Source organism: Actinophytocola sp., assembly GCF_035762905.1.
Taxonomy (GTDB): Bacteria; Actinomycetota; Actinomycetes; order Mycobacteriales; family Pseudonocardiaceae; genus DASYTH01.
Window position 1 is genome coordinate 68,836 of the sequence record NZ_DASUCC010000035.1, and the last position, 26,114, is coordinate 94,949.

Genomic DNA, 26,114 nt, shown 5'->3' on the forward strand with positions numbered 1-26,114 from the left:
ATAGTGGACAAAATGAATCACCCCCTAGGGGGTTTGTGCACCCGTGTCACAGTTGGGCAACGGATCCGGCGGGTGGTGTCACACCTATGCAGGATGGTGCGGAGATCCATCACGCCACCGGGAGAGATCATGGCTCGTTCCCGGGCTCGCGGAGGCGCGCGCCTGCTCACCCTCATCGCGGCCGTTCTATTGGGGATCACCGGCTGTGCCAGCATCGACAGCCCGCAACAGGAAGGATCCGGGGACACCGGCGCGGACAACCGGGCGATCAAAGCCGGTGGCACGCTCCGGGTCGCGCTGTCCGCCGAACCGGACCGGCTGGACCCGACCCTGGCAAGAACCCTGGTCGGCCGCACCGTCTTCAACGCGATCTGCGAGAAGCTCTACGACCTCAACGACAAGCTCGAGATCGTGCCGCAGCTCGCCGCCGCGCTGCCGGAACTGTCCGGCGACGGCCGGACGGCCACCGTGAAGATCCGCACCGGGGTGAAGTTCGCCGACGGCACCGCCCTGGACGCCGCGGCGGTGAAGACCTCGCTTGACCGGCACCGCACGCTCGAGGGCTCGGCCCGGCGCAGCGAGCTGACCAGCGTCAAGGAAGTGACCGTCAAGGACCCGAGCACGATAGACATCCAGCTCAACGAGCCGTTCGCACCGCTGTCCGCGGTACTGGCCGACCGGGCCGGCATGATCATGTCGCCGGCCGTGGTCGCGGCCAAGGGTGCCGACTTCGCCACCGGGCCGGTCTGCGTCGGGCCGTTCAAGTTCACCACCCGGATCGCCCAGGACCGCATCGAGGTGGAGAAGGACCCGAACTACTACGACGCGGCGAACGTCAAGCTGGACAAGGTGATCTACAAGATCATCGCCGACCAGACCACCCGGTTCAACAACCTGCGTTCTGGCGACGTCGAGGTGCTCGACCGGGTCAGCCCGGTCAACGCCGAGGAGCTTGCCGGGACGCCGAACCTGCGCCTGATGTCCACCCGATCCCTTGGCTACCAGGGCATCACGGTCAACGTCGGCAACGTCAGCGGCCTCGGCAAGCCACCCGGCCCGCTCGCCGCCCCGTTCGCCGGACCGCTGGCCACCGAGGCGACCGTGCGCCGGGCGTTCGCCATGTCGATCGACCGGGATGCGCTGGTCCGCTCGGTGTTCCGCGGTCAGTTCGAGCCGGCCTGCGGACCGATCAGCCCGGCCAACCCGCTGTCCTCGGACGCCGCACAGGCCTGCGCGCCACATGATCCGGCCGGAGCCAAGAAACTGCTGTCCGACGCCGGCCTGACCACTCCGTTGCAGGTCAGCCTGATCGCCGCCAACACCCCGGACGGCACCCGGATCAGCGAGGCGATCAAGTCGATGGCCACCGAGGGCGGGTTCGACGTCCAGATCCAGCCCACCGAGTTCGCCAGCTCGCTCGACCTGACCGATGCCGGCAAGTTCCAGCTGTTCCAGATCGGTTGGTCCGGCCGGGTCGACCCGGACGGCAACATCACGCCGTTCGTGCAGACCAGGGGCTCGCAGAACATCTCGGGCTACTCCAGCCAGCAGGTCGACGACTGGCTCAATCAGGCGCGCGCCGAGCGGGACGCCAGCAAGCGCAAGGACCTCTACGGCAAGGTGGTGGGCACCCTGCAGCAGGACTCGCCGCTGATCTACCTGTGGCGGGAGAAGAACCTCACCGGGGTCAGCGACAAGGTCGGCCAGGTACGTGAGTACGGCGACGGCCTCGTCAGACTCGGTACCGCCGGCTTCTTCGAGTAGCGCCGATGAGTCGGTACCTGCTACGCCGGCTCGCCGAATCGGTGGTCACTCTGTGGCTCGCCACGGTCGTGGTGTTCCTCGGCATCCGGGCACTGCCCGGCGACCCGGCCAGGACCCTGGCCGGCGAGGAGAGCGACCCGGAGACGGTCGCCGAGATCAACGCGGCGTACGGGTTCGACCAGCCGCTTCCCGTGCAGTACCTGCGTTATCTCGGCAAGGCCGTGACCGGCGATCTCGGCGTGTCACCACGCACCGGCCTACAGGTGACCGACGCGATCCTGCACGCGCTGCCGGTGACGCTGGAGTTGGCCGTGCTGGCCATGCTGATCGCGGTGCTGATCGGGCTCGTCGCGGGCACGATCGCCGCGGTGCGCCGGCGCGGGCCGCTGGCCTGGGCGTCGAACTCGGTGGCCTTGATGGGACTGTCGGTGCCGAACTTCTGGTTCGGCCAGATGGGCGTGCTGCTGTTCGCGATCGTGCTCGGCTGGCTGCCGGCGTCGGGTTTCGTGCCGTTCTTCGAGGATCCGGTCGAGAACCTCAGTCACATGATCATGCCGGCGATCGTGCTCGGCACCGGGCTGGCCGCGCTGATCATGCGGCAGACCCGGTCGGCGATGCTGGACGCGCTCACCGCGGACTACGTGCGCACGGCCCGCGCCAAGGGCCTGCCCGGCCATCACGTGATCATCGGGCACGCGCTGCGCAACAGTCTCATCGTCGTGACCACGATCGTCGGCCTGGAACTGGGTGTGCTCATCTCCGGCGCGGTGGTCACCGAGTCGATCTTCGTGCTGCCCGGTTTCGGCCGGCTCACCCTGGACGCCGTGTTCACCAGGGACTACGCGATGATCCAGGGCGTGGTGCTGTTCACCGCCACCGCCTACATCGTGCTCAATCTGGTGGTGGACCTGCTGTACTCGGTGATCGATCCGCGGATCCGGGTCGGAGGTGGGGTGCCGTGAGCGAGCTTGCGAGCGAACAAATGGACACTGGCGGGGTCCAGCGGCACCGAGCTTGCGAGGCGTCGTCGTGACAATGGTGGAGCCCACCCCGGTCGTCCGGGCGCCCAGCCGTCGGCGGATCCTGCGCCGGCTGCGGCGCAACTCGATGGCGATGACCGGCGGCGTGATCGTCATCATCGCCGTGCTGGCCGCGCTGCTGGCCCCGATCATCGCGCCGTATCCGTTCGACGCCACGGACTTCACCGCGCCGGCTCCGCAGCCGCCGTCCCTCGAGCACTGGCTGGGCACCGACGAGTTGGGCCGGGACCAGCTCTCCCGGGTGCTCTACGGGCTGCGCGCGTCGCTCTCGGTCGGGGTGCTCACGGTTCTGCTCGCGGTGCTGCTCGGCGTGCCGCTCGGCCTGCTCGCCGGGTTCTACGGCTGGCTGGACCCGTTCGTCTCCCGGCTGACCGACCTGCTGCTGGCCTTCCCGTTCCTGATCCTGGCGGTCAGTCTCGCGGTGATCCTCGGTCCGTCGCTGTTCACCGCGGTGATCGCGATCGCGATCGGCGCCCAGGTGCCTGGCATGATCCGGATCACCCGGGGGGAAACGTTGCGGTTGCGCGACATGGACTTCGTGGCGGCGGCGATCGCCGGCGGCGCGCGGGACGGCGTCCTGCTGCGCCGGCACATCCTGCCCAACTCGGTGAACGCGATCATGGTGCAGGCCACCGTCTACGTGCCCGCGGCGATCATCGGCGAGGCGGTGCTCTCCTTCCTGGGTCTGGGAATCCGGCCGCCGACCCCGTCGCTCGGCGTGCTGCTGGCCAGCGCGCAGCCGTTCTACCGGCAGGCCCCGTGGCTCGCGGTGTTCCCCGGCCTGGTCATCGTCGCGCTCACCCTGGCGCTGAACCTGTTCGGCGACGGCATGCGCGACGCCCTCGACCCGCGGCAGGTCGACACATGACCCCGACGCTGCTGGAGGTGTCCGGGCTGAGCGTCCGGTTCCACACCGAGGACGGACCGCTGCTCGCGGTGGACGCCGCGTCCTTCACGATCACCGACGGCGAGGTGGTCGCGCTGGTCGGCGAGTCCGGGTGCGGCAAGAGCGTGACCGCCATGGCGCTGACCGGACTGCTGCCGCGCAACGCCGACGTCGAGGGCTCGGTGCGGTTCGCCGGGCGGGAGCTGACCAACGAGTCGCACCGGCGGCTGGTCTCGATCCGCGGCCGGGACATCGCCTACGTCTTCCAGGAGCCGATGAGCTCGCTCAACCCGGTGCTCACGGTCGGCCGGCAGATCGGCGAGGTGTTGCGCCGGCACCAGAACGCCTCCCGCGCGGCGGCCGAGCGCCGGGCCAGGGACCTGCTGGTGCTGGTGGGAATCCCGGAGCCGGCCCGGCGGCTGCGGGAGTACCCGCATCAGCTCTCCGGCGGCATGCGGCAGCGGGTGATGATCGCGATGGCGCTGGCCTGCCGGCCCCGGCTGCTGGTCGCCGACGAGCCGACCACGGCCCTGGACGTGACCATCCAGGCCGGCATCCTCGACCTGCTGCGCTCCGCGTCGGCCGAGACCGGGGCGTCGGTCCTGCTGATCACCCACGACCTCGGCGTGGTCGCCGACATCGCCGACCGCGTGGTGGTGATGTACGCCGGGCGCACCGTCGAGGAGTCCACTGTAGACAACCTGTTCGCCGCGCCGTCCCACCCGTACACCCGCGGCCTGCTCGGTGCGGTGCCGAATCCGGCCCGGCGGGCCTCCGGCGGGTTGCGCGAGATTCCCGGGCTGGTCCCGGTGCTGCGCTCGGCGGTGGACGCCTGCACCTTCGCCGATCGATGCCCGTCCGCGGACGACCAGTGCCGGACGCACCGGCCGGAGTCGCGGCCGGGCCCGGCCGGACACCCGGTGGCCTGCTGGCACCCGGCCACCGACGATGTGCGGGCGGAGGCACATGACTGATCCCGTGCTGGAACTCGTCGATCTGGTCAAGCACTTCGGCCCGGTGCGCGCGGTGGACGGCGTGAGCCTGGCCATCGAACCGGGCGAGGTGCTCGGCCTCGTCGGCGAGTCGGGCAGCGGCAAGAGCACCCTCGGCCGGTGCGTCGTGCGCCTGGTTTCGGTCACCTCCGGCCAGGTGCTGCTCCGCGGCCGTGATCTGGTTCCCTTGTCCCGCAACGAACTCCGCCGGCTGCGCCGGGACGTCAACATCGTCTTCCAGGACCCGTCCGGCTCGCTCAACCCACGGATGACCGTGGCCGACATCGTCACCGAACCCCTGCGGCTGCACCGGATCGGCAGCTCCGCGAGCCGCCGCGACCGGCTCAACGAACTCCTCGACCAGGTGGGCCTGCGCGCCGAACTGGCCCGCCGCCACCCGCACGAGCTTTCCGGCGGCCAGCGCCAGCGGGTCAGCCTGGCCCGGGCCCTGTCCGCCGGCCCCGCGCTGCTCGTCGCCGACGAACCCACCTCCGCGCTGGACGTCTCCGTCCAGGCCTCGGTGCTCAACCTGATCGCCCGGCTCCAGTCCGAGCTCGGCTTCGCCTGCCTGTTCATCACCCACGACCTGGCCGCCGTGGAGTTCCTCGCCCAGCGCATCGCCGTGATGTACCTGGGCCGCCTCGTCGAGGTCGCCGACCGCGCGGAGCTGTTCGCCACCCCCCGGCACCCCTACACCCAGGCCCTGCTCTCCGCCGCCCCGGTCCCCGACCCCGCCATCCAGCGCACCCGCAACCGCATCGTCCTCACCGGCGACGTCCCCAGCCCGGTACACCCCCCAACCGGCTGCCGCTTCCACACCCGCTGCCCGGTTGCCGAACTCGTGTGCAGCGTCGACCAACCCCCGCTCCGCCCGGTCGGCCCCGCCAACACCCTGGTCGCCTGCCACCTCGTCGCCGACGACGGCACCGGCCCACAGCTGACCAAGCCCTGAGCGGTGGAACGCAACCTGACGTCGCGTTCCACCGCGGCGGGTCAGCGGACGCGGCCGCCGTTGGGGGTGATGGGGTCGATGGTGGTGTCGGCCACGGCTTCGGCGTCGGCAACGGCTTCGGCGGCGGCTTCGGCTGCCCGGGCGGCGTCCTGCTCGGCCTTGGCGGTCAACTCGGAGACCGGCGCGGGCGCCTCGGTTGCGGCGACCTTGGGCAGGTTCTCGGTGAAGGCGCGGGACACACTCTGCAGCGCGGAGGTGACCTCACTGGGGATGACCCAGAACGTGTTGCCGCTCTGCGCCAGCGTGGGCAGCGTCTGAAGGTATTGGTAGGCAAGGAGTTTCGGGTCAGGATCGTTGCGGTGCACGGCCTGGAAGACCTGGTCGATCGCCAGCGCCTCGCCCTCGGCCTGGAGGATCTGGGCGCTCCGCTCGCCCTCCGCGCGCAGCACGGCGGCCTGCTTCTCACCTTCCGCGGTCAGGATCGCCGACTGGCGCTGGCCTTCGGCAGCCAGGATGACGGCGCGCTTGTCCCGCTCCGCGCGCATCTGCTTCTCCATGGCGTCCTTGATGGTCCGCGGCGGGTCGATCGCCTTGATCTCGACCCGGTTGACCCGGATGCCCCACTTGCCGGTGGCCTCGTCGAGCACCCCGCGCAGCTGGCTGTTGATCGTGTCGCGCGAGGTGAGCGTGCTCTCCAGATCCATGGAGCCGACCACGTTGCGCAGCGTGGTCACGGTGAGCTGCTCGACCGCCTGCAGGTAGCTGGCGATCTCGTAGGCCGCCGCCCGCGGGTCGGTGACCTGGAAGTACAGCACCGTGTCGATCTCCACGACCAGGTTGTCCTCGGTGATCACCGGCTGCGGCCGGAACGAGACCACCTGCTCGCGCAGATCCAGCGCCGGGTACACCCGGTCGACGAACGGGATCACGAAGTTCAAGCCGGGCTTGAGCGTCCGGCTGTACCGGCCGAGCCGCTCCACGTTACGGGCCCGCGCCTGGGGCACGATTCGCACCACGCGCATCACCGTGACGACGGCGAACAGCGCAATGAGTAGGCCGACGATCGCAAGGGCAGAGATATCCATGACTACTCCCTCGGGTAGACCAGCGCGGTGCTGCCGGTGATCTCCATGACGTCGACGACCGATCCCTCGGGGATCACGAGGGAGTCGTCGTACGCGCGGGCCGTCCACTCCTCGCCGCCGATGCGCACCAAGCCGTCCATCCCGGTGACCTCCCGGAGCACGTAGGCACGCTTGCCGACCAGGGCGTCGACCCCGAACCGCTCGACCTGGGGCCCGTGCATGTGCCGCAGGGCGATCGGCCGGACCAGCACGACGCCGATCGCCGAGGCGGCGGTGAACACGAGCAGTTCCACGAGCAGCGGCGCCCCGAACGCGGCCACTCCGGCGGTGACCAGAGCGGCGGCACCGAGCACACCGAGCGCTGCGGTGAGGGTGACGATCTCGGCAAGACCGAACACCAGCGCGAGAATCAACCAGATGACCCAGTCGTCCATCGCCAGACCTCCTGACCACTCGGGAGGCGTTCCCCACTGGCACCATCCTCTGCCGCGCCGCCGAAGGATTCAAGTCGGGTGGCCGGAAGGGCGCCGTTCGCTTCATTGCCGGAACCCGGCAATGAAGGGGATAACATGACATATGGCAACCACCGGACTGGACGTCACCCGCCTGGCCAAGCGCGCGGCGCAGGATGTGGGCGACATCGCGCCGGACCTGGTCGGCGGCTACATCGCCATGCTGGACGCGGTCAGCGCCACCGGTCGCCGGCTGATCCGGACCGAGCTGGACTCGCTGCGTCGGCTCGGCGCCGGCGCGGCCGAGGACGGTGTGCCGCTGCGCGCGCTCGTCGACCTGTATCTGAGCGCGAACTGGGTGGTGTGGCGCCAACTGCCGGCCGTCGCCGCCGCCGCGGACCGGGACCGGATGCAGACCATCGCCGAGGTGGTGCTGCATGCCGCGGACGACGCGGTGGTGGCGCTCGCCGAGGGCTACGACCGGGCGCAGCGGCTGATCCTGCGTCAGGAGGAGGCCGTGCGGCGGGAGTTCATCGACGATCTGCTGCACGGCCGGGGCGATCTGGGCGAGCGGGCGGAGCGCTACGGCCTGCGGCTGACCGGGCGGCACGTCGTCGCCGCGGCCCGCGCCGAGACCCGGTTCACCGACGGCGACTCCACCACGCGGCGGGTGGAGTCCGCGCTGCTGGACCGGTTCGACGCCCGCGAGGTGCTGATCACCACGAAGGACGGCCTGCTGGTGTGCATCACGTTCGGGGCCAACGCCGGGGCGCCCGCCGAGTTCGCCCGGCAAGTCGGCCTGCTGCCGTTGGGCCGGTCGGTCCAGGTCGGTGTCGGCCGCCCGTTCCCCGGCGCCGGCGGCGTACTGCGCTCCTACGAAGAGGCGCGCGGAACCCTCGAGCTCGCCACCCGGCTCGACCTCACCGCCCCGGTGCTGTCCGCCGCCGACCTGCTCGCCTTCCAGGTCCTGTTCCGCGACCGCACCGCCATCACCGACCTCGTCGCCACCGTCCTAGCCCCCCTGGAACGCACCCGCGGCGGCGCCACCCCCCTGCTCGACACCCTCTCGGCCTACTTCGCCACCGGCCAGGTCACCGCCGAAACCGCCCGCCGACTGTTCCTGTCGGTCCGCACGGTCACCTACCGCCTGGACCGCATCCGCCACCTCACCGGCCACGACCCCCGCGAACCCACCCAACGCTTCACCCTCGAAGCCGCCGCCCTCGGCGCCCGCCTCCTCGGCTGGCCCACCCACCCCCTCACCCCCCAAACCTGACCACCCCACCCCTCGGCGAGTCCCCTCCTCCGGCAGCCGAGCCACCGGTTCCAGCCCGGCGAATCCCCAATACGTGCGCGAGTCCCCAATCCCAGCACCACGATCCGCCACCGCACCCACCCCGCCGCACCCCGCAACGCCGCGCAACGCCGCCCCGCGCGCGACGGGCGGCGCGATGTGCACCCCGGCCGCGCGGCGCGCGCAGCGCGCCGCGCCGGCACGGTCCCGAACCAGGAGTCCGGTTACCCGACCCGGGGACTCGCCGAAGAATCGGCCCGACACCCGGCGAGTCCCCACCTCCGGCAACCGAACCACCGGCTCCAATCCGGCGAGTCCCCACCCCTCGGCGAGTCCCCTCCTCCGGCAGCCGAACCACCGGTTCCACCCGGCGAATCCCCAATACGTGCGCGAGTCCCCAATCCCAGCACCACGATCCGCCACCGCACCACACCTCGCCGCGCAACGCCGCGCTGCGCGCGGCGCGCGCAGCGCGCCGCACCGGCGAGGTCCCGAACCAGGAGTCCGGTTGCCCGACCCGGGGACTCGCCGAAGAATCGGCCCGACACTCGGCGAGTCCCCACCTCCGGCAACCGAACCACCGGCTCCAGCCCGGCAAGTCCCCAGCACATGCGCGAGTCCCCAAATCCAGCACCACGATCCGCCAACTCACCGCACCCCGCCGCGCGCTGCGCGCGCCGCGCGCTGCGGTCCCGAACCAGGAGTTCGGTTGCCCGGCTCGGGGACTCGCCGACGGTCAGGCGGTGATGGGGCGTAGGCCGGCCGGGGCCTGGAGGGCGGTGATCACCTCGGGGACCGTGCGGGTGGCGCCACGGTTCGCGGCCGCGCGGCGTTCGGGGTCGGGGAGGCAGCGGCGCAGGCGGGCCTGGGTGCGGGACCGGCCGGGCTGCTCCTGCGCGGGGACCGGCACGGCCAGAACGTCCCGGATGGCGGTGGCCAGCCCGGCGAGTTCGGCCGCACAGCTCGCGCCGCCGCCGGCCAGCACGGCTTCGGCCAGATGATCGAGCACCCCCGCCTGCCGCCACCGGTCGCCGATCGCCCAGTGTAGTTCGAGGCTGGTCCGCAGCGCGCCGACGGCCGCACAGCTTTGGTTGCGGCGCAAGGCGATCAGGCCGATCACGTTCCACGCCCAGGCGATGTGCTCCTTGAGGTCCAGCTCGGTGGACCGGGCCAGGCCGTCGCGAGCCAGCCGGTCGGCCCGGCCCAGTTGACCGCGGTGCAGGGCGACGGCGGCCAGGTGCGTGCTGCCGGAGGCCAGCCCGACGGGATCGCCGAGCGACTCGGACCAGCGCAGCGCCTCGGTCAGCGAGCGCTCGGCGGCGTCGAGGTCGCCGGCCAGCCAGTGGGTGAAGCCGATCTGGTGCTGCACGGCCGCGGTCGCCGGAATGTCGCCCGGCTCCACCAGGTTCATCGCCCGGTCCAGCTCGGCCAGCGCGCGCCGGTACTCGCCGCGTTCCCGGGCGACCGAGGCCAGCAACCGCAGGGTCCGCGCCTCGCCGATCCGGTCGCCACACTGCCGCAGCAGCCCCAACGCCCGCTCCCCCAGCCGTTGCGCGTCGTGGTAGTCACAGGTGAGCAGCGCGAAACCAGCGGTGGCCCAGAGCGCGCAGCCGACCAGCGACCGCGGACCCGCCGACTCGCGCGCCAGCGCGGTCTCCAGCCACCGCCTGCCCTCGCCGTAGCGGCCGCGCAGCTGACAGTACTGCGCGAGCGCGACGGCCAGCCGCAGCTGCGCGCCCGGATCGCCGCCCCCGCCGGCGAACCAGGCCAGCGCCGCGCGCAGGTTCTCGTGCTCGGCCGCCAACCTCGCCAGCCACCCGCCGGTCTCCGGCCGGCGCAGCTGACGATCGGCCTCCTCGGCCAGCGCCAGGTAGTAGCCGGCATGCGCGTCCCGGGCGGCCCGCTCGGCCGCCGGCACACCGGAAAGCTTCCGCGCCGCCCAGCGGCCGATCGTCTCCAGCAGCCGGTACCGCGCACCGGCCGCGGTGTGCTCCACCACCACGAGGGATTTGCCGACCAGGTCGGCGAGTTGGTCGACCGCGGCCGGATCCCCCCACACCGCCTCGGCCGCGGCCAGGGTGAACCCGCCGGCGAACACCGCGAGCCGGCGGAACCGGTCCTGCGTCGGCGCGTCGAGCAGGTCGTAGCTCCATGCGATCGTGCTGTGCATGGCCTGGTGCTGCGGCCGGTCCGGTTGGCACGAGGTGCGCAGCAGCGCCGGATCGTGCAGTCGGTCGGTGATCTCGGCGACGGTGAGCACGGCGGTGCGGGCCGCGGCCAGCTCGATGGCCAGCGGCAGGCCGTCCAGCCGGGCGCACAGCGCGGCGATGTCCGGCGCGTCCCCGTCACCGAGCGCGCGCACCGCGGAAACCGCCGCGCGGTCGAGGAAGAGCCGAACCGCGTCGTACCGGCTCAATGCGGCGAGGCCGGGCGTCCCGGTGACCGGCGGGGTGGACAGCGGCGGCACCGGCCAGGCCAGCTCGCCGGGCACGCCGAGCGTCTCCCGGCTGGTGGCCAGCACCCGCAGGTCGGGGCAGGCCCGCAACAGTGCGCCGACCAACCCACCGCAGGCGGCCACCACGTGCTCGCAGTTGTCCAGCACCAGCAGGCAGTTCCGGCCACGCAGCGCGTCGGCCGGCGCCAGCTCGGCGGCGACCAGCCCGGGATCGGCCAGCGGCGCCAGGTCCACGAACTGCACGCCACCGGGGAACCGGCCGGCCACCCGCTCGGCCACGGCGACCGCGAGCCGGGTCTTGCCGCACCCGCCGACCCCGGTCAGCGTGATCAGCCGGCGCTGCGCGAGCAGCGCGCTCAGCTCGGCGATCTCGGCGTCCCGGCCGATCAGCGTGGTCAGCGGCGCCGGAACCCCGCAGCCCACCGGTTCTCCGCCCACCGGAACGGATTCCGACGCCGCCGGCAGTTCCCGGCCGGCGAGGATGGCCGCCTCCAGCCGCTGCAGCCCGGCTCCTGGCTCAACCCCGATCTCAGTGACCAGCCGGGCCCGGGCCCGCCGGTAGGCGGCCAGCGCGTCACCCTGCCGCCCGGCCCGGTACAGCGCGAGCATGAGCAGCTCCCAAAGCCGCTCGCGCAACGGGAACCGAGCCACCAGCGACTCCAACTCCGGTGTCGCGGCCGCGTGCCGGCCCACCGCCAGCTCGGCGGCGAGCAGGTCCTCGGTCGCGCCGAGCCGCAGCTCCTCCAGCCGGGTTGCCTCCGCCCGAACCCAGTCCCCCGCTTGACATCCGGCCAGCACGTCGCCGCGCCACAGGCCGAGCGCGACCCGCAGCGTCTCGGCGGTGGTGCCGGCGGCCGGGGTCGCCCGGGCCCGGTCGAGCAGCTCCTGGAACCGGTGCACGTCGATCCGCTCGATCGGGACGGTCAGCGCGTAGCCGGGCGCCCGGGTGGTCACCAACTCGCCGAACCCGCCCGCGCTCAGTGCGCGCCGCAGGTAGGCCACGTGGGCCCGCAGGGTTTTCGCCGCACCGGGGGGAAGATGTGTGTCCCAGACGGCTTCGGCGAGAGCGTCCCGGGAGACCACGGCCGGCGCCCGCAACGCCAGCGCACCGATCAGCGTGCGCGGACGCGGACCGCCGAGCGGGGCGGTCCGGTCGCCATCGACCACTTCGACCGGGCCGAGCACCCGGATCTCGATCGACGCGACGGTCATCGCCCTCGCCTTCGCCGTCATGAGGACACGATGATACGCAGGGCGTGTTCGTCCGGACACTGTCCGTTCAGGCTAACTTGGCCGCCCATCGGGGCAATGTCCACTGCGGACACTTCGGCAGCCGGACGAACACCGTAGGCCGCTGGGACGAATTGCCCAACGGTTTCCGGGCGATTGTTTTCCACCGCATACTAATCTAATCTGCAAATTACGTTCGCGCGGACGTGCACATCCCTGACCCTGCAACCAAGGGAGACCCCTGCCATGGGACGTGTCCGCGCGACCTCGGTCCGGCGCCTGGTCGGATTGGGAACGGTTGTGGTAACGGCAATTGCCCTGACCGCGACCGGTACCACACCCGCCGCGGCCGAGGGCGAGATTCTCGGCACCGCCAACCCAACCGCCATTCCCGACAGTTACATCGTCGTCTACAAGGACGGCGCCGCGGTCCAGGACGTTGACACCCGCACCACCACATTGGCCGGGAAGTACGGCGCCACCGTGGACCACACCTACCGGCACGCGCTGCGCGGGTTCGCCGGATCCCTCAGCGAGAAGGCCGCCCGGCAGCTCGCCGCCGAGCCGGATGTGGCCTACGTGCAACAGAACGGCACGGTGACCGCGTCCGACATCCAGCCGAACCCGCCATCCTGGGGTCTGGACCGGATCGACCAGCGCAACCGCCCACTGGACAGCAGCTACACCTATCCGAACACGGCAGCCGCCGTCACCGCCTACATCATCGACACCGGAATCCGGATCACCCATCAGGACTTCGGCGGCCGGGCGGTCTGGGGCACCAACACCACCGGGGACGGCAACGACACCGACTGCAACGGGCACGGCACCCACGTCGCCGGCACCACCGGCGGCACCGCCCACGGGGTGGCCAAGGGCGTGCGCCTGGTGGCGGTGAAGGTGCTCAACTGCGCGGGATCCGGCAGCTTCGCGGGGGTCGCCGCCGGAATCGACTGGGTGACCGGGAACCACACCTCCGGCCCTGCGGTGGCCAACATGAGCCTGGGCGGGCCGGGTTCGGACGCGGCGACCGAGAACGCGGTGCGCAACTCCATCGCCGACGGCGTGACCTACGCGATCGCGTCCGGCAACTCCAGCTCCGACGCCTGCAACTTCACGCCGGCGCGGGTGGCCGAGGCGATCACGGTGAACGCGTCGGACATCAACGATGCCCGCGCGTCGTTCTCCAACTTCGGCACCTGCACGGACATCTTCGGCCCTGGCGTCAGCATCACCTCGGCCTGGAGCACCAGCGACACCGCCACCAACACGATCAGCGGCACCTCGATGGCCACCCCGCACGTGTCCGGCGGCGCGGCCCTGATCCTCGGCGGCGACCCGAGCCTGACCCCGGCCCAGGTGACGGCGGCGATGATCGCCAATTCCACCCCGGGCGTGGTGTCCAACCCGGGTGCGGGATCCCCGAACCGACTGCTGTTCGTCAACACCGGCGGCGGGCAGCCGGGCGATCCGGCGGTGACCAACCCGGGCAACCAGACCAGCACGGTGGGCAGCCCGGTAAGCCTGCAACTGACCGCGTCCGGCGGCACCCCGCCGTACTCCTGGTCGGCCGCCGGCCTACCGGACGGCCTGGCGATCGACGCCGCAACCGGCCTGATCTCCGGCACGCCGACCACGGCGGGCTCGGCCACGGTGACCGCGACCGCCACCGACACCGGCGGCCGGGCGGGCAGCGCCACGTTCGGCTGGACGGTCAACCCGCCGGGTACCTGCGGCAGCCCGGGCGAGAAGCTGGCCAACCCCGGCTTCGAAAGCGGCGCCGCCGGGTGGGCGAACGCCACCTGGACCATCGCGCCGTGGACCGGTGACGCCACGCCGCGCTCCGGCGCCTGGTCGTCGTGGATCAGCGGCTACGGCTTCACGCAGACGGAAACTCTGCAGCAGACGGTGTCCATTCCGGCCGGCTGCACCAACTCCACCCTGTCGCTGCACCTGAAGATCACCACCGCCGAGTTCGATCCGATCGTGTTCGACACGTTCCGGATCAGCATCGGCGGCACCACCCTGGCCACCTTCAGCAACCTCGATCCGTCCCCGTACACCCTGCGATCGTTCAACATCGGCGCCTTCGCGGGCCAGACCGTGACGATCAGCTTCACCGGCACCGAGGACTGGTCACTGCAAACCTCGTTCATCCTCGACGATCTGTCCCTTACCGCGAACTAGGCACCGTCCACACCGGACATCCCGGCCGGGCACCGACCGCCGCCTCGCATCGACATCAGTCTTGTCGTCGATTTCGGCGTGCGGCGCCCGGCCGGCGTGGTTTGATGGAGGGCTGCCCACCAGGGCCGCGAATGGGGGAAGAACCATGCCGCGGTTGCTCGTTCTGGTCCTGACCACGATCTTCCTGATGACCGGAACCGCGGCGGCGGACCCGGCCATGGCGGATCCGCCGCCGCTGCCGCCCGGCACACCGCTGCCGTCCGATTCGGTCGCGCCGGACCTGGACTACCAGGTGAAGACCCGGTGCGTCCAATCCGCGCCGGGCACCGAAACGCTGTTGCAGATGCCATGGGGTCAGACCCGGCTGCGGGTCGACGAGTTGCACCGGTTCGTCGAGCACCCCGGTGCCGGGCAGACGGTGGTGGTGATCGACACCGGGGTGCACCCGCACGACTTCCTCGGCGATCGGCTCTCCGGCGGCGGCGACCTCGTCGTGCCCGCGGACAACGGGTTGGCGGACTGCGACGGGCACGGCACGCTGGTGGCCGGGATCATCGCGGCGAGCCCGCCGGAGGGCAGCCGGATCGGGTTCCGGGGCATCGCACCGGAGGCACGCATCATCAGCATCCGGCAGACCAGCAAGCACTACGAAGGCACGCCGGCACCGACTCCGGACGACCCCCGCCCGCAGGCGCGCCCCGCCGGCACCGTGCCGACCCTGGCCCGGGCGATCATGCGCGCGGCGAACCTGGCTCAGCACGGCGTACTGACCATGTCGGTGAACCGCTGCCGGTCGGCGGCCGAGGGACCGATTCTCGCCGAGGAGCGCCAGGTCCAGGCCGCGCTGCGGTTCGCAGTCGAGGACCGTGACGTGGTCGTGGTCGCCTCGGCCGGCAACACCGGCGAGGGCGGCTGCCCGGCGCAGAACCCCGACAGCGATCCGGATCCGAGCCGGCCGTCGCGCATCGTGATCCCGGCCTGGTTCGACGACCACGTCCTGTCGGTCGCCGCGATCGACCGGGACGGCAATCCGGCGTCGTTCAGCGTGGCCGGACCGTGGGTGGGCGTCGGCGCGCCGGGCACCGAGGTCACCTCGCTGGATCCGGGCAACTCCACGACCCTGGCCAACCGGCTCTACGACAAGGAGGGCCGGCCCACCCAGATCCAGGGCACCAGCTTCGCCGCCCCGTACGTCGCCGGCACCGCCGCACTGGTCCGGCAGCGGTTCCCGACGCTGACCGCACGGCAGGTGATGCACCGGATCAAGGCCACCGCCGTGCATCCGGCCACGGCCACCGGCCGGGACGACCGGGTCGGCTCCGGGATGATCAACCCGATGGCGGCGCTGACCGCGATGATTCCCGAGGAGCACGGCATTCCGGCCGATCGGCCCACCACCATCACCGCGACCCTGCCGCCGCCTGCGCACCGGGACCGGACCCCCGCCGTGGTCGCGCTGATCGGCGCGGCCGGCGGCGGCGTTGCGCTGCTGGTCACGCTGTTCGTGGTGCACACGGTCCGGCGCACCCGGCGCCCCGGCTAGGGCTTGTGGAACACTCCGGCTTGCTGTTACATCGGATGGATCGGTCCCGGCACCAGGGCCGACCGACCGTCCACTCGGGAGTGTCGACATGCCGCAACGCAGCGCGCTGAACTGGCCACCCGGATTCCCCGAATCGCTGGACTACCCGGAGGTACCGGTCGGTGCCATCGTGTTCGGCGCGGCCAACCGGTTCGGCGACCGGACCGCATTCGCCAGGGGCGGTGCGGAGCTGAGCTATGCCCGGCTCGCCGGCAGCGCGGCGCAACTGGCCAACAGCCTGGTCGCGGCCGGCGTGCGGCCCGGCGACCGGGTGGCCCTGCGGATGCCGAACTGCCTGGAGTACCCGGTCGCCTACTACGGCGTGCTGCTGGCCGGCGCGGTGTTCGTGCCGGTCAACCCGCTGCTGCCGGAACCGGCGGCCGTCGCGCAGATCGCCGACGCCGGTGCGGTGCGCGTGATCCTCGCCGCCGACGTGGCCGGGCTGTGCGAGGGTCGCTCGGAGACCCCGCCGAACGTGGCCATCGACGTCCACAACGACCTGGCGCACCTGGCCTACACCGGCGGAACCACCGGTGTCTCGAAGGGTGTCCGGTTGCCACACCGCAACGTGGTGGTCAACGCGCTGCAGTACGCCTGCTGGGGAACGGGTTCCCTGCCGGCGGTGGACTCGGCGGGCGGCGTGCTGGTCGATCAGGTCGGTCCGGCCGAGGAGTGGCCGGTCCGGCACGGCTCCGGCATCGCGATCAACCTCACCCCGTGGTTCCACGCCATGGGCACGATCGCCGGGCTGAACGCCCCGATGCTGACCGGAACCACCCTGGTGCTGCACGACCGGCTGGACCCGGCCGCCTATCTGGCCGACGCCGAGCGCCTGCGGGTCACCTCGATGGGCGGCGCGCCGGCCCTGTTCGCCGCGCTGCTGAGCTGCCCGGACATCGACAAGCGGGACCTGTCCTCGTTGCGCGGCATCGGATCCGGCGCGGCGCCGATGCCGATGGAGATGAGTAGGCGGCTCTACGAGCTGGCCCCGGACGCGGTGATCACCGAGGGCTACGGGCTGACCGAGGTGACCATGGGCGCCACCAGCGGGCCGAGCCACCGGTCCGGCGTGCGCAAGATCGGCACCGTCGGAGTGCCGGTGTTCGACACCCAGGTCCGGATCATGCCGGCGGACGAGTCCGGCGGCGACCCGCTGCCCGCCGGCGAGCGCGGCGAGGTCTGCATCAGCGGCCCGCAGGTCATGCTCGGCTACCACAACCGGCCGGAGGCCACCGCCGAGGTGCTCGCCGACGGCTGGCTGCGCACCGGCGACATCGGCGTGCTGGACGACGAGGGCTATCTGTCCATTGTGGATCGCAAAAAGGACATGCTGCTCTACAAGGGTTACAACGTCTACCCGCGGGAACTGGAGGAGCTGCTGGCGGCCCACGACGGCGTGCTGGCCGCGGCCGTGGTCGGCAAGCCGGACACCGCGGTCGGCGAGCTGCCGGTGGCGTTCGTGGTGCCGGCCCGCCCGAACCTCACCGCGGACGAGGTGCTCAGCGCGGTCAACGACCAGGTGGTCGCCTACAAGAAGCTCCGCGAGGTGTACTTCGTCGACCAGATTCCGGTCTCGGCGGCCGGCAAGATCCTCAAGCGGGAGCTGCGCGCCCGGCTGACCGGCTCAGCCGGGTAGCCGGAACCGCGCGGCGAAGATGTTGTAGACGCCGTACGCGGCCAGCCCGAACGCGACGACCAGCAACATGATCTGGCCGTACGGTTGCGCTACAAGGGTTTTCAGTGCGGCGTCCAGGCCGCGGGTCTTGCTCGGGTCGGCCTGCACCGCGGCAGACACGATCAGCACGCCGGCGATGCCCCAGGCCACCCCGAGAGCGATGTGGCCCACCTGACCGATCCTGGTCACCCCTCGCCGGAGCGGCATGCCGGCCGAGGACAGGTCCAGATCGTGCAGGAACTTCTTCTTCAGCCCGCGGTAGAACAGGTACGCCGCGCCGCCGAGTACCGCGATGCCGGCGGCGCCCACCAGCACCCTGCCCCAGGTGTGCGTGAGCAGCCCGCCGACCTGCTGCTGTTGCTGACTGTCGGACGCCGCGCCCGGGCCGCTGGCCGCGACCTTCGCGGCGGAGAACGAAAGGTAGCCGTACATCAGGGTCTTGAACGCGCCGACCGCCCGGTCCGACCACTCGTGGGCCTTGCGCCCCCAGATCACCTCGTAGATCCGCCACAGCGCCATCGCGGCGAGTCCGACCGCGATGACCCACAGCAACCAGACCATGCCGCCGGACGCGATCGTCTGCAGGGCTCCGGCCTTGTCCGGCTGGCCGCCCGCGCCGAGCGCCACCTGCGCCGCCAACCAGGCGATCAGCAGGTACACCAGCCCGTAGGCGACCATCCCGATCCGGGCCACAAGCTGGAACGGTGCGCTTTTTGCGACCCGGTGCGCCGTGCGGTCGCCGCTGTGCAATGCCACGCCGAGGAGATACCCGGGGTCAACCTCCCGAAACGTCGTCGCCGACGGCGCCGCCGAGCAATGCGTCGGCCGGGTTGTTGCCGGCTCGCCGGGACCAGGCGGCGGCCTCTTCGGCCCGCCCCGCTCTGGCCAGGTGCGCGGCGACGTCGAACACCCGGGTCCGGTCCCGCGTCGCGATCGGAATCATCGCGTCGGCGATCCGGCCGTGCAGCGCGGCCCGCTCGGCCGGACCGAGCGACACGTACGCGGTCTCCCAGATCAGGTCGTGGACGAACGAGTGCCGGTCACCCCCGACGCCGCGGCGCAGGATTCCGTCCTGTACCAACCGGGCGAACGTGGCCAGCACGGTCTGCTCCGGGACACCGAGCACCGCGGCGAGCACGCCCGGGTCCAGGTGCCGGCCCAGCCCCGCCGCGACGTCCACGGTGGACCGTTCGTCCGCATCGAGCCGGCCGAGCATCTCGGTGAGCACGGCCTCCGCGCCGACCGGGATGTCGTCCACACTGGACGATCCAGCCCGGGCGCGGACCAGAGCGTTGATCACGAACGGACTGCCGCCGGAGCGTTCGGCGATCGTCCGGGCCACCCGGGGCGGCACCAGCCGGCCGAGCGCCGCGACCACCTCGTCCGTCCCAACCGGACGGAGGTCGATTCGCGGGCCGTCCGGCGCCGACGTGAGGTCCCGGCCGGCGACCCAGATCAGCACCCGGGCCGCGCCGAGCAGCCCGGCGACCGAGCGCAGCAGCCGTGCCGACGGCCGGTCCAGCCACTGGAGGTCGTCGAACAGCAGCACCAGCGGCTCGGCCCGGGCCAGGCTGCCGAGCAGCCCGGCCAGCTCGGCCGGCTGCGGTACCGCGACGGGCACCTGCGCGTCGGCGTCCGGCCGGATCTTCCGCAGGGTGGCCAGCAGACCCCGCCAGGCCAGCAGTTCCCGGGCACCGGCCCCGGTACCGCTGCGGGCCCACAGGGCGAGGAAACCGCGCCGGACGGCCAGCCGGGCCAACTCCTCACCGAGCCGGGTCTTTCCCGCACCCGCGGGCGCCAGCACCTGCACCACCCGGCCGCGGCCGGCCTCGGCGTCATCGAGCATTCCGCGCAGTACGGCCAACTCCGCGTGCCGGCCGATCAGCGGCAGCGGTTCGGGCCGCCGCCGGGTCAGCCGCTGCGCGGTGTCCGCCCGGTCGTCGATGGCACCGCGGCGCAGCTCGTCCAGCCGCGCCGCCTCCCGGCCGGCCCACGGCGTGTCGGCGAACCCGGCGTAGCTGGCTCCCCGCCAGCGCGCCAGGGCGTCGTCGAACACGGCGAGCGCGGCGCGCGGCTCGCCGGCCGCGCGGGCGGTCGCGATCAGCTGCTCGGCCAGCCGGCTGTCCAGCCCGTCGCCCGGACGCAGCACGAAGCCGTCGGGCTCCTCGGCGAGTACCGGCGCGAGCAGGCGCCGCAGGTCCGCGAGAACCTCGAGGAGCGTGGCCCGCTGGCCCCCGAGGTCGGCGAGCAGCAGGTCCGGCGGGACGACCCGGTCCGCGTCGACGAGTAGTCGGGCGAGCACCCTGCGCGGCACCGGATCCAGCCGCACCTGCGCTCCGTCCCGGCGCACGTCGAGGTCCCCCAGTACCCGGAACTCGTACGTCCCAGCCGGCCGTGCGGCTACCACGGTTGCCGAATGTACGCTCCCCCGATCGGATGCTCAGACCGACTCCAGGAGTGCCGTGCCGATCTTCCTGTCGCGATTGTTCGCCCACTTCGCCAAGCCGCGCAGCTGGGCGACGCCGGTCGCGCTGATCGGGTTCGTGTTCGCCACCAGCTGGCCGCTGATGACCCTCGCCGAGCCGGACAGTGACCTGGTGGCACCGCACAACTACTGGTGGTACTTCGTGGTCACCGCGGCCACCGTCGGCTATGGCGACTACTTCCCGAAGACGGGCACCGGGCACGTGGTCGGCCTGTACGTGATCTTCGGCGGGATCGCCACGCTCACCACGGTGTTCACCCGGCTGGCGACAGTGATGGACAAGGCGAAGGGGCGGCGCATGCAGGGCGCGATCTCTACTACGGCGCGCGACCATGTCGTGCTGATCGGTTACACGGCGGGCCGCACCGAGCGGATCGTCGCCGAGCTGCTCGCCGAGTCCGGACCCCCGGTCGTGCTCTGTGGCTGGGACGAGGTGCCGGCCCATCCCATGCCCGAGGAGGGCATCGACTTCGTCCGCGGCGACCCGTCCGACGAGGCCACGCTGCGCCGGGCCGGGCTGGCCACCGCGCGCACCGTGCTGGTGGACGCCCGGGACGACAACGAGGCGCTCGCCGTCACGGTCACCGTGAACCACGTCAACCCCGGCGCGCACGTGGTCGTGGCCCTGCGCGACCTCAGCCGCGCCGCGCTCGTGCACTACGTCGACGCCGCCATCCGCTGTGTGCAGTGGCACAGCCCGTGGATGGTCACCGAGGAGCTCACCTCCCCCGGCATCGCCGAGGTCTACACCGAGCTGATGACCCCCGGCGGCGTCAACACCTACTCCATGCGGCTGCCGGCCGACCTCGGCCCCGTCCAGGTCGGCCGCTGCCAGACCGCGCTCGGCCGCCACCACGGCGTCACCGTGCTCGCCGCCCGCACCGAACACGAACTTCTGGTCAACCCCACCTGGGACACCGAACTCCCCGCCGGCGCCGAGATCTACTACCTGGCCGCCGGCCGCCTCACCCCCGACCAGATCACCACGGCTGTCCGCCACACTGTTCCGCCTCTCCGGGATTAACTGCTGTTGTTGCGTTCCAGCGAGAAGTGCGGTTGGCGGGGTGATTGTGGCTGGGTTGCGTCACGGTGCCCCTGAGGTTGCGTTGGGTGGGGCGAGAATTTGTCTCAGTGATCCAGTGTGAGGGGTCAGGCCTACTCCTCATCCGCCTCAGCGAGTCCCCGGGCCGGGCACGCGAATTCCGCGTTCGGCCACCGCGAGTCCCCGGGCCGGGAACTGAGTCGCGCGTTCGACCACGCGGGAGTCCCCAGCACCAGTCGGGTTACTCGGCGCCCGCTTCGAGGACGACTTGGCGTCGGCATTCGCGGGCCAGGTCGTCGAGGCGTTCGGCGAGTTCGGTCCAGGTTCCGGCGCCGCTGATCACCTCGGCGAGGAGGCGGCGGGCGCGCAGGACCATGTCCACCTGTTCCGGGGTGATCGAGGTGCTCGGTGCGCGGGGCCGGGACCTGGCGAGCGGCAACGCGGTCGCGGTGAGCAGTTCGGCCAGTTGGTCGGCGGATCGTTCCTGGGCCCGCTCATCCATGGCAGCGCCGCCGGTGCCGCACCAGCCGGTCGATGGCCTCGGTGCGCGAACCGCCGAACACCGTTGTCGGGCACCGTTCACAGTCCAGCGGCACCCGCGGGCCGGACGGCACCGGATTTGCCGGCCGAACCCCCGTTCCCGCAATGATTTCCGCGCCCCGCACCCATTCGCAGAACAGTCTGAGCAGACCGCTGTCCTTCGGGACCTTTTGTTCACTCACGATCAGACACCCCCCCGGGCTCTTCACCAACAAGTTCGGAGCCGCCCCCTTCTTGTATCGCTCTGGCCGCCGAAAATATGCCCAGCTCCCCTAAGTGGGTTCCGAGAGATCATTGACGGCCCTGTGATGAAGCCATTACCGTCAGCGCATAGCGGCGCGCTCGAACTGTGTTCGAAATACCGAACATCCTCGTCGGGGAGGAGCAACGGTGGGCAGGCTCAGGCGAGTGGTCGCCGCTTTCGCGGTGGTTCTGTTGGCCGCGACGTTGTCCGCGCCACCCGCGGCGGCGGCGCCCGGCCGGCCGTTCAGCAACCCGATCAAGGCACAGAAGGGCGCCGATCCCTGGCTGGTCTTCAGCAACGGCAACTACTACCAGATCTCCACCACGTTCACGAACTCCCTGCTGATGCGCCGGTCGCCGACCCTCGCCGGAATCGCCACCGCGCCGAGCATTCAGGTCTGGCAGGACACCACGCCGTCGCGCGGCGCCAACTTCTGGGCGCCGGAGCTGCATTTCCTCAATGGACGGTGGTACCTCTACTACTCCGGCGCCCAGACCGGCGCACCGTGCTGTGACACCCAGCGCACGCACGTGCTGGAGAGCGCCGGCAGCGACCCGCTCGGCCCGTACACCTATCGCAACATCCTCACCCACTCCAGCCTCGGCATCGGTGGCTGGCTGATCGACGCGAGCGTGCTTCAACTCAACGGATCGCTGTACCTGTTGGGCAGCGGGTTCATCAACGGCAGCACGCAGAGCCTGGTGATCGCACCGATGGCCAACCCGTTCACGCTCAGCGGCGGGTTCTCCCTGATCTCCAGCCCGACCCAGGCCTGGGAACGACAGGGCGGCACGGTGAACGAAGCACCGGTTGCCCTGCAACGCAACGGACGGACGTTCATCATCTACTCGGCCAGCGCCTGCTGGGGTCCGGACTACAAGCTCGGCCGGCTGACCCACAACGGCGGCAACCCGCTGGCCGGGTCGTCGTGGAGCAAGACCGGACCGGTGTTCCAGCGCAGCGACGCGAACGGCGTCTTCGGTCCGGGTCACAACGGGTTCTTCACCTCACCGGACGGCACCGAGAACTGGATCGTCTACCACGGCAACGACTCGGCCGGCGACGGCTGCGACAACGGCCGGACCACACGAGCCCAGCGGTTCACCTGGAACTCCGACGGCACACCGAACTTCGGCACCCCGGTACGGCTGGGGACCACAATGGACGGTCCGGCCGGCGAGACCGCGGCGACCCCGACCGGCTACCGGATCGTCAACCGGAACAGCGGCAAGTGCCTCGAGGTGGCCGGCGGGTCGACGGCGGACGGCGCCAACATTCAGCAGTGGGCCTGCACCGGCGGCGCCAACCAGCGCTGGCGGATCGAGGACTTGGCCGACGACACCAGCCGGCTGGTGAACGTGGCCACCGGCAAGGCGGCCGACGTGACCAACTGCGGCACCGCCGACGGCGCCGACATCCGGCAGTGGGCCTGGCTGAACAACACCTGCCAGCGGTTCCGCCTGGTGTACACCAACACCGGTGGCTGGGTGCGACTGGTCAACGTGAACAGCGGCCGGGTCGCCGACGTGGCCGACTGCGGCACCGCCGACGGCGCCGACGTCCGGCAGTGGGCCTGGCTGAACAACAACTGCCAGCAGTGGAGCCTGCAACCCGTCTAGGAGCGACCGATGCGCGCGATGCTCGTGGTGGCCGGCCTGGTGCTGACGCTGGTCGTTCCGGTCGGCGGTGCGACGGCCGCGCCGGCCGACTACCCCGACCCGGGCCGGGTCACCGGTTCGGTCAACGGGGTGCACGATCCGACGATGCAGAAGGCCGCCGACGGCCGCTATCTGTTGGTCTCCACCGGGAACAACCTGCCGATCCGCACCTCGACCGACCGCGTCGCGTACCGCACCGCCGGCTCGGTGTGGCCGAACGGCGCGCCCTGGGCGCACCCGTTCACCAACGGCACCAACACACTCTGGGCACCCGACCTGTCGTTCCGCAACGGCCGCTACTACCTGTACTACTCGGCGTCCACGTTCGGCTCGCGCAACTCGGCGATCTTCCTTGCCACCAGCCCGACCGCCGCGTCCAGCAGCTGGACCAACCTCGGGATCGTGTGGCAGACCAACAACTCCAACGACTACAACGCGATCGACCCCAACCTCGTCGTGGACGCAGCCGGGGCCTGGTGGCTGTCCTTCGGTTCGTTCTGGACCGGCATCAAGATGATCCGGATCGACCCGGCGACCGGCAAGCAGCACGCCACCGACCGGACGCTGTACAACCTGGCCCGCAGGCCCACCGCCGGCGGCGCCATCGAGGCGCCGTTCATCGTGCGGCAGGGTGGGTTCTACTACATGTTCGTCTCGTTCGACCTGTGCTGCCGGGGAACCAACAGCACCTACCGGATCATGGTCGGCCGGTCCGCGTCGATCACCGGCCCGTATGTCGACCGCGCGGGCGTGGCGCTGAACTCGGGCGGCGGCACCGAGATCCTGGCCGCGCACGGCAGCGTGGTCGGTCCCGGCCACCAGGCGGTGTTCCAGGACGCCGACGCGTGGGTGCTGGCCTACCACTACTACACCAGCTCGGCCCAGGGCGGCCGGCTCGGCCTCAACCTCATCGACTTCTCCGACGGCTGGCCGAGAGTGTTCTGACCCGCGCGGCCATTTCCGTCCCTGCCCTGCTCAAAACTGTCCACCTGACAGATCCTGGGCGATCTTTCCTCCGCCGTAACACGACGTCAGGCCGGGCAGATACAGAAGTCAACTTTCGGGTAGACGATCAGCAGGCGGGAGGTGTGGACCATGGGCGTGCCCGGCCACGGCTCCACGCAGCAGCAGGTCCGGGTGATCAGCGTCTATGCGACCACCTGGCGGCACCGGTGGGAGGGTGTCGACGACAGCGAACCGCCCGTGGAGCTGGGCCGCCTTGCGGAGTTCTACCAGCTGTTCCAGGGTCAGCTGCCGCGCCGGTTGCGTCGGGTGGAACAGGACCCGCGGACCGTCACCCTCGCTCCGATCGGCGCAACCTCGAGCGCCCCGGCCAAAGCGCCCGAGATCGAAGCGACCAGAGCGGTTCTGTGGCTCTTCGCGCTGCCTTCCGACCGGGTGGTCGCGGCACTCGATCTCGTCTTCGAAAGCCCGCCGCTCGACGTCGACGTGACCCGAACCACCAACGTGCTGGAACACGGCGCATACGGCCAGATCGAGATCGACGGCATCGGGATCGAGGCGGTCATCGCCACGCTGGCCAAGGAAGCCGGTGCCGTCAGCGCGGACGGCACGATAACCGGGCTTCCGCCGGAACGGCACCAGATCGTCTTCGCCCCGCCCATCCGCGGCGACGCCGACCAGGTGGAGGAGACCATCGGTCTGTTCCTCTACCGGTCCGACCCGCCGTACCGGCCCGAGTTCATGAAGGTCAGGCGTCCGTCCGGACTCAACACCGACGGCGAGATCGGCGCGGTCACCCCCTACGTCAGCCTGATGTCCGGCCATCCCACCTATGTCGAGAACAGCGTGTTCCTCACCGTCGTCCAGGCGGTGGGCACCGCCGCGCGGTTCCGGCAGATCTGGCATCAGGCGCATGGCCGGGTGCGCGACTTCCGGTACCGGGGCCAGGCGAAGGTGGTTGGCCTACAACGCAAGACGGCCATGGAGTTTCTCGCCGACGAGTTGGGAAACCTCGAGCTGGACCTGAGCTTCAGCGTGGAGGCCTCCGCCGATCTCGGCCTGCTGATCCCGGTGCTGCGGATCGAAAGCTTCCACAAGGACCTCTACGAGGCGATGGAGTTGCGCGAGCGGGCCCGGACGGTCAGCCGGATGTTCCAACGGCTCGACGCCAGCATCCGCTCGGAGCTCACGGCGATCGAGATTCGCGACCAGCACGCGGAGGAACAACGACGCCTGCGCCGCGGGGCCGCGGTCAGCGTGTTGAGTGTCATCGCGGTGCCCCTCGGTTTCCTGCTGACCTTCTTCGGGATCAACGCCAAGCAGGTGGAACAGGACTGGTCGATGTTCGACTGGAACCACTACCTACCGGTGTGGCTGACCGCGGGTGCGCTCGCGGTCACCCCTCTGATCGTGTTCCTGGCCCTGAACGGACGCGCCTGGCTGCTCAGCCGGCGCGAGCGGAAGGACCGCAACGAGCGCTTTCAGCGAGAGCTCGACTTGGTTCATTGACGAATGCGCGGCTTGTGATATCCTGACGCCGGGTTGACTGACAACCGCAACTGGGGATCCATCGCTGATTGACGGGGTT

General features: G+C 71.1%; 19 protein-coding genes. 13 read left to right on the forward strand and 6 right to left on the reverse strand.

Translation table 11 applies throughout. The features are described 5' to 3' along the window. Nucleotides 1-129: 129 nt before the first annotated feature. From VFV67_RS06295 to VFV67_RS06315, 5 genes are all read left to right on the forward strand, one after another. On the forward strand, nt 130-1,764 hold the full coding sequence (locus VFV67_RS06295) for an ABC transporter substrate-binding protein (RefSeq protein WP_326467949.1): 1,635 nt from the start codon (nt 130-132) through the stop codon (nt 1,762-1,764). 5 nt (nt 1,765-1,769) lie between these two features. Beyond that, on the forward strand, nt 1,770-2,726 hold the full coding sequence (locus VFV67_RS06300; protein WP_326467951.1) for an ABC transporter permease: 957 nt from the start codon (nt 1,770-1,772) through the stop codon (nt 2,724-2,726). A gap of 73 nt (nt 2,727-2,799) precedes the next feature. Next, nucleotides 2,800-3,672 carry an ABC transporter permease gene (locus VFV67_RS06305; protein WP_326468032.1) on the forward strand — a complete coding sequence of 291 codons (873 nt, stop codon included), beginning with the start codon at nt 2,800-2,802 and terminating at the stop codon, nt 3,670-3,672. Then, nucleotides 3,669-4,664: an ABC transporter ATP-binding protein gene (locus tag VFV67_RS06310; RefSeq protein ID WP_326467953.1), complete on the forward strand. Its 996-nt coding sequence runs from the start codon at nt 3,669-3,671 to the stop codon at nt 4,662-4,664. The genes VFV67_RS06305 and VFV67_RS06310 overlap by 4 nt, the downstream gene beginning before the upstream one ends. Continuing rightward, nucleotides 4,657-5,634, forward strand: a complete 978-nt coding sequence (locus VFV67_RS06315; RefSeq protein ID WP_326467954.1) for an oligopeptide/dipeptide ABC transporter ATP-binding protein — start codon at nt 4,657-4,659, stop codon at nt 5,632-5,634. The genes VFV67_RS06310 and VFV67_RS06315 overlap by 8 nt, the downstream gene beginning before the upstream one ends. A gap of 41 nt (nt 5,635-5,675) precedes the next feature. Here VFV67_RS06315 and VFV67_RS06320 read toward each other — a convergent pair whose 3' ends face one another. Together VFV67_RS06320 and VFV67_RS06325 are read right to left on the reverse strand one after the other, a co-directional pair. Then, nucleotides 5,676-6,719: an SPFH domain-containing protein gene (locus VFV67_RS06320; protein WP_326467955.1), complete on the reverse strand. Its 1,044-nt coding sequence runs from the start codon at nt 6,717-6,719 to the stop codon at nt 5,676-5,678. Between the two features lie 2 nt (nt 6,720-6,721). Next, nucleotides 6,722-7,153, reverse strand: a complete 432-nt coding sequence (locus tag VFV67_RS06325) for an NfeD family protein (RefSeq protein ID WP_326467956.1) — start codon at nt 7,151-7,153, stop codon at nt 6,722-6,724. A 142-nt stretch (nt 7,154-7,295) separates the two neighbouring features. On the opposite strand from VFV67_RS06325, the gene VFV67_RS06330 reads away from it, so the two are divergent. Then, nucleotides 7,296-8,447: a helix-turn-helix domain-containing protein gene (locus VFV67_RS06330; RefSeq protein WP_326467957.1), complete on the forward strand. Its 1,152-nt coding sequence runs from the start codon at nt 7,296-7,298 to the stop codon at nt 8,445-8,447. 754 nt (nt 8,448-9,201) lie between these two features. Here VFV67_RS06330 and VFV67_RS06335 read toward each other — a convergent pair. Then, complete coding sequence (locus VFV67_RS06335; RefSeq protein WP_326467958.1) at nt 9,202-12,153, reverse strand: BTAD domain-containing putative transcriptional regulator; 2,952 nt, start codon at nt 12,151-12,153, stop codon at nt 9,202-9,204. Between the two features lie 297 nt (nt 12,154-12,450). Here VFV67_RS06335 and VFV67_RS06340 point away from each other — a divergent pair, with 297 nt between their 5' ends. The 3 genes from VFV67_RS06340 (at nt 12,451) to VFV67_RS06350 (ending at nt 17,555) form a co-directional block, all read left to right on the forward strand. Beyond that, nucleotides 12,451-14,337 (forward strand): S8 family peptidase, encoded by a 1,887-nt coding sequence (locus VFV67_RS06340; protein ID WP_326467959.1) that lies wholly within the window; start codon nt 12,451-12,453, stop codon nt 14,335-14,337. A gap of 145 nt (nt 14,338-14,482) precedes the next feature. Next, complete coding sequence (gene mycP, locus VFV67_RS06345) at nt 14,483-15,880, forward strand: type VII secretion-associated serine protease mycosin (RefSeq protein WP_326467960.1); 1,398 nt, start codon at nt 14,483-14,485, stop codon at nt 15,878-15,880. An 88-nt stretch (nt 15,881-15,968) separates the two neighbouring features. Beyond that, nucleotides 15,969-17,555: a class I adenylate-forming enzyme family protein gene (locus VFV67_RS06350; RefSeq protein ID WP_326467961.1), complete on the forward strand. Its 1,587-nt coding sequence runs from the start codon at nt 15,969-15,971 to the stop codon at nt 17,553-17,555. Here VFV67_RS06350 and VFV67_RS06355 read toward each other — a convergent pair. Beyond that, nucleotides 17,544-18,350 carry a DUF1206 domain-containing protein gene (locus tag VFV67_RS06355; protein ID WP_326467962.1) on the reverse strand — a complete coding sequence of 269 codons (807 nt, stop codon included), beginning with the start codon at nt 18,348-18,350 and terminating at the stop codon, nt 17,544-17,546. The two genes, VFV67_RS06350 and VFV67_RS06355, sit on opposite strands and share 12 nt — an antisense overlap. A 19-nt stretch (nt 18,351-18,369) precedes the next feature. After that, on the reverse strand, nt 18,370-20,001 hold the full coding sequence (locus VFV67_RS06360; protein WP_326467964.1) for an AAA family ATPase: 1,632 nt from the start codon (nt 19,999-20,001) through the stop codon (nt 18,370-18,372). 55 nt (nt 20,002-20,056) lie between these two features. On the opposite strand from VFV67_RS06360, the gene VFV67_RS06365 reads away from it, so the two are divergent. Further along, nucleotides 20,057-21,103, forward strand: coding sequence for a potassium channel family protein (locus VFV67_RS06365; protein WP_326467965.1), 1,047 nt, complete (start codon nt 20,057-20,059; stop codon nt 21,101-21,103). A 259-nt stretch (nt 21,104-21,362) separates the two neighbouring features. Here VFV67_RS06365 and VFV67_RS06370 read toward each other — a convergent pair whose 3' ends face one another. Further along, entirely contained in the window at nt 21,363-21,623 is a 261-nt protein-coding gene (locus tag VFV67_RS06370) for a hypothetical protein (RefSeq protein ID WP_326467966.1), read from the reverse strand. Between the two features lie 428 nt (nt 21,624-22,051). On the opposite strand from VFV67_RS06370, the gene VFV67_RS06375 reads away from it, so the two are divergent. From VFV67_RS06375 to VFV67_RS06385, 3 genes are all read left to right on the forward strand, one after another. Then, on the forward strand, nt 22,052-23,524 hold the full coding sequence (locus tag VFV67_RS06375; protein ID WP_326467967.1) for a family 43 glycosylhydrolase: 1,473 nt from the start codon (nt 22,052-22,054) through the stop codon (nt 23,522-23,524). Between the two features lie 9 nt (nt 23,525-23,533). Next, complete coding sequence (locus VFV67_RS06380; protein ID WP_326467968.1) at nt 23,534-24,508, forward strand: arabinan endo-1,5-alpha-L-arabinosidase; 975 nt, start codon at nt 23,534-23,536, stop codon at nt 24,506-24,508. A 150-nt stretch (nt 24,509-24,658) separates the two neighbouring features. After that, entirely contained in the window at nt 24,659-26,035 is a 1,377-nt protein-coding gene (locus VFV67_RS06385; RefSeq protein WP_326467969.1) for a hypothetical protein, read from the forward strand. Nucleotides 26,036-26,114 lie beyond the last annotated feature (79 nt).

What these genes read in the sequence shown, in the direction of transcription:
- VFV67_RS06380 (WP_326467968.1), top strand. Translation starts at nt 23,534, where the DNA reads ATGCGCGCGATGCTCGTGGTGGCCGGCCTGGTGCTGACGCTGGTCGTT.
- VFV67_RS06325 (WP_326467956.1), bottom strand. Translation starts at nt 7,153, where the DNA reads ATGGACGACTGGGTCATCTGGTTGATTCTCGCGCTGGTGTTCGGTCTT.
- VFV67_RS06310 (WP_326467953.1), top strand. Translation starts at nt 3,669, where the DNA reads ATGACCCCGACGCTGCTGGAGGTGTCCGGGCTGAGCGTCCGGTTCCAC.
- VFV67_RS06350 (WP_326467961.1), top strand. Translation starts at nt 15,969, where the DNA reads ATGCCGCAACGCAGCGCGCTGAACTGGCCACCCGGATTCCCCGAATCG.
- VFV67_RS06305 (WP_326468032.1), top strand. Translation starts at nt 2,800, where the DNA reads ATGGTGGAGCCCACCCCGGTCGTCCGGGCGCCCAGCCGTCGGCGGATC.
- VFV67_RS06335 (WP_326467958.1), bottom strand. Translation starts at nt 12,153, where the DNA reads ATGACGGCGAAGGCGAGGGCGATGACCGTCGCGTCGATCGAGATCCGG.
- VFV67_RS06320 (WP_326467955.1), bottom strand. Translation starts at nt 6,719, where the DNA reads ATGGATATCTCTGCCCTTGCGATCGTCGGCCTACTCATTGCGCTGTTC.
- VFV67_RS06295 (WP_326467949.1), top strand. Translation starts at nt 130, where the DNA reads ATGGCTCGTTCCCGGGCTCGCGGAGGCGCGCGCCTGCTCACCCTCATC.
- VFV67_RS06385 (WP_326467969.1), top strand. Translation starts at nt 24,659, where the DNA reads ATGGGCGTGCCCGGCCACGGCTCCACGCAGCAGCAGGTCCGGGTGATC.
- VFV67_RS06300 (WP_326467951.1), top strand. Translation starts at nt 1,770, where the DNA reads ATGAGTCGGTACCTGCTACGCCGGCTCGCCGAATCGGTGGTCACTCTG.
- VFV67_RS06370 (WP_326467966.1), bottom strand. Translation starts at nt 21,623, where the DNA reads ATGGATGAGCGGGCCCAGGAACGATCCGCCGACCAACTGGCCGAACTG.
- mycP (WP_326467960.1), top strand. Translation starts at nt 14,483, where the DNA reads ATGCCGCGGTTGCTCGTTCTGGTCCTGACCACGATCTTCCTGATGACC.
- VFV67_RS06315 (WP_326467954.1), top strand. Translation starts at nt 4,657, where the DNA reads ATGACTGATCCCGTGCTGGAACTCGTCGATCTGGTCAAGCACTTCGGC.
- VFV67_RS06330 (WP_326467957.1), top strand. Translation starts at nt 7,296, where the DNA reads ATGGCAACCACCGGACTGGACGTCACCCGCCTGGCCAAGCGCGCGGCG.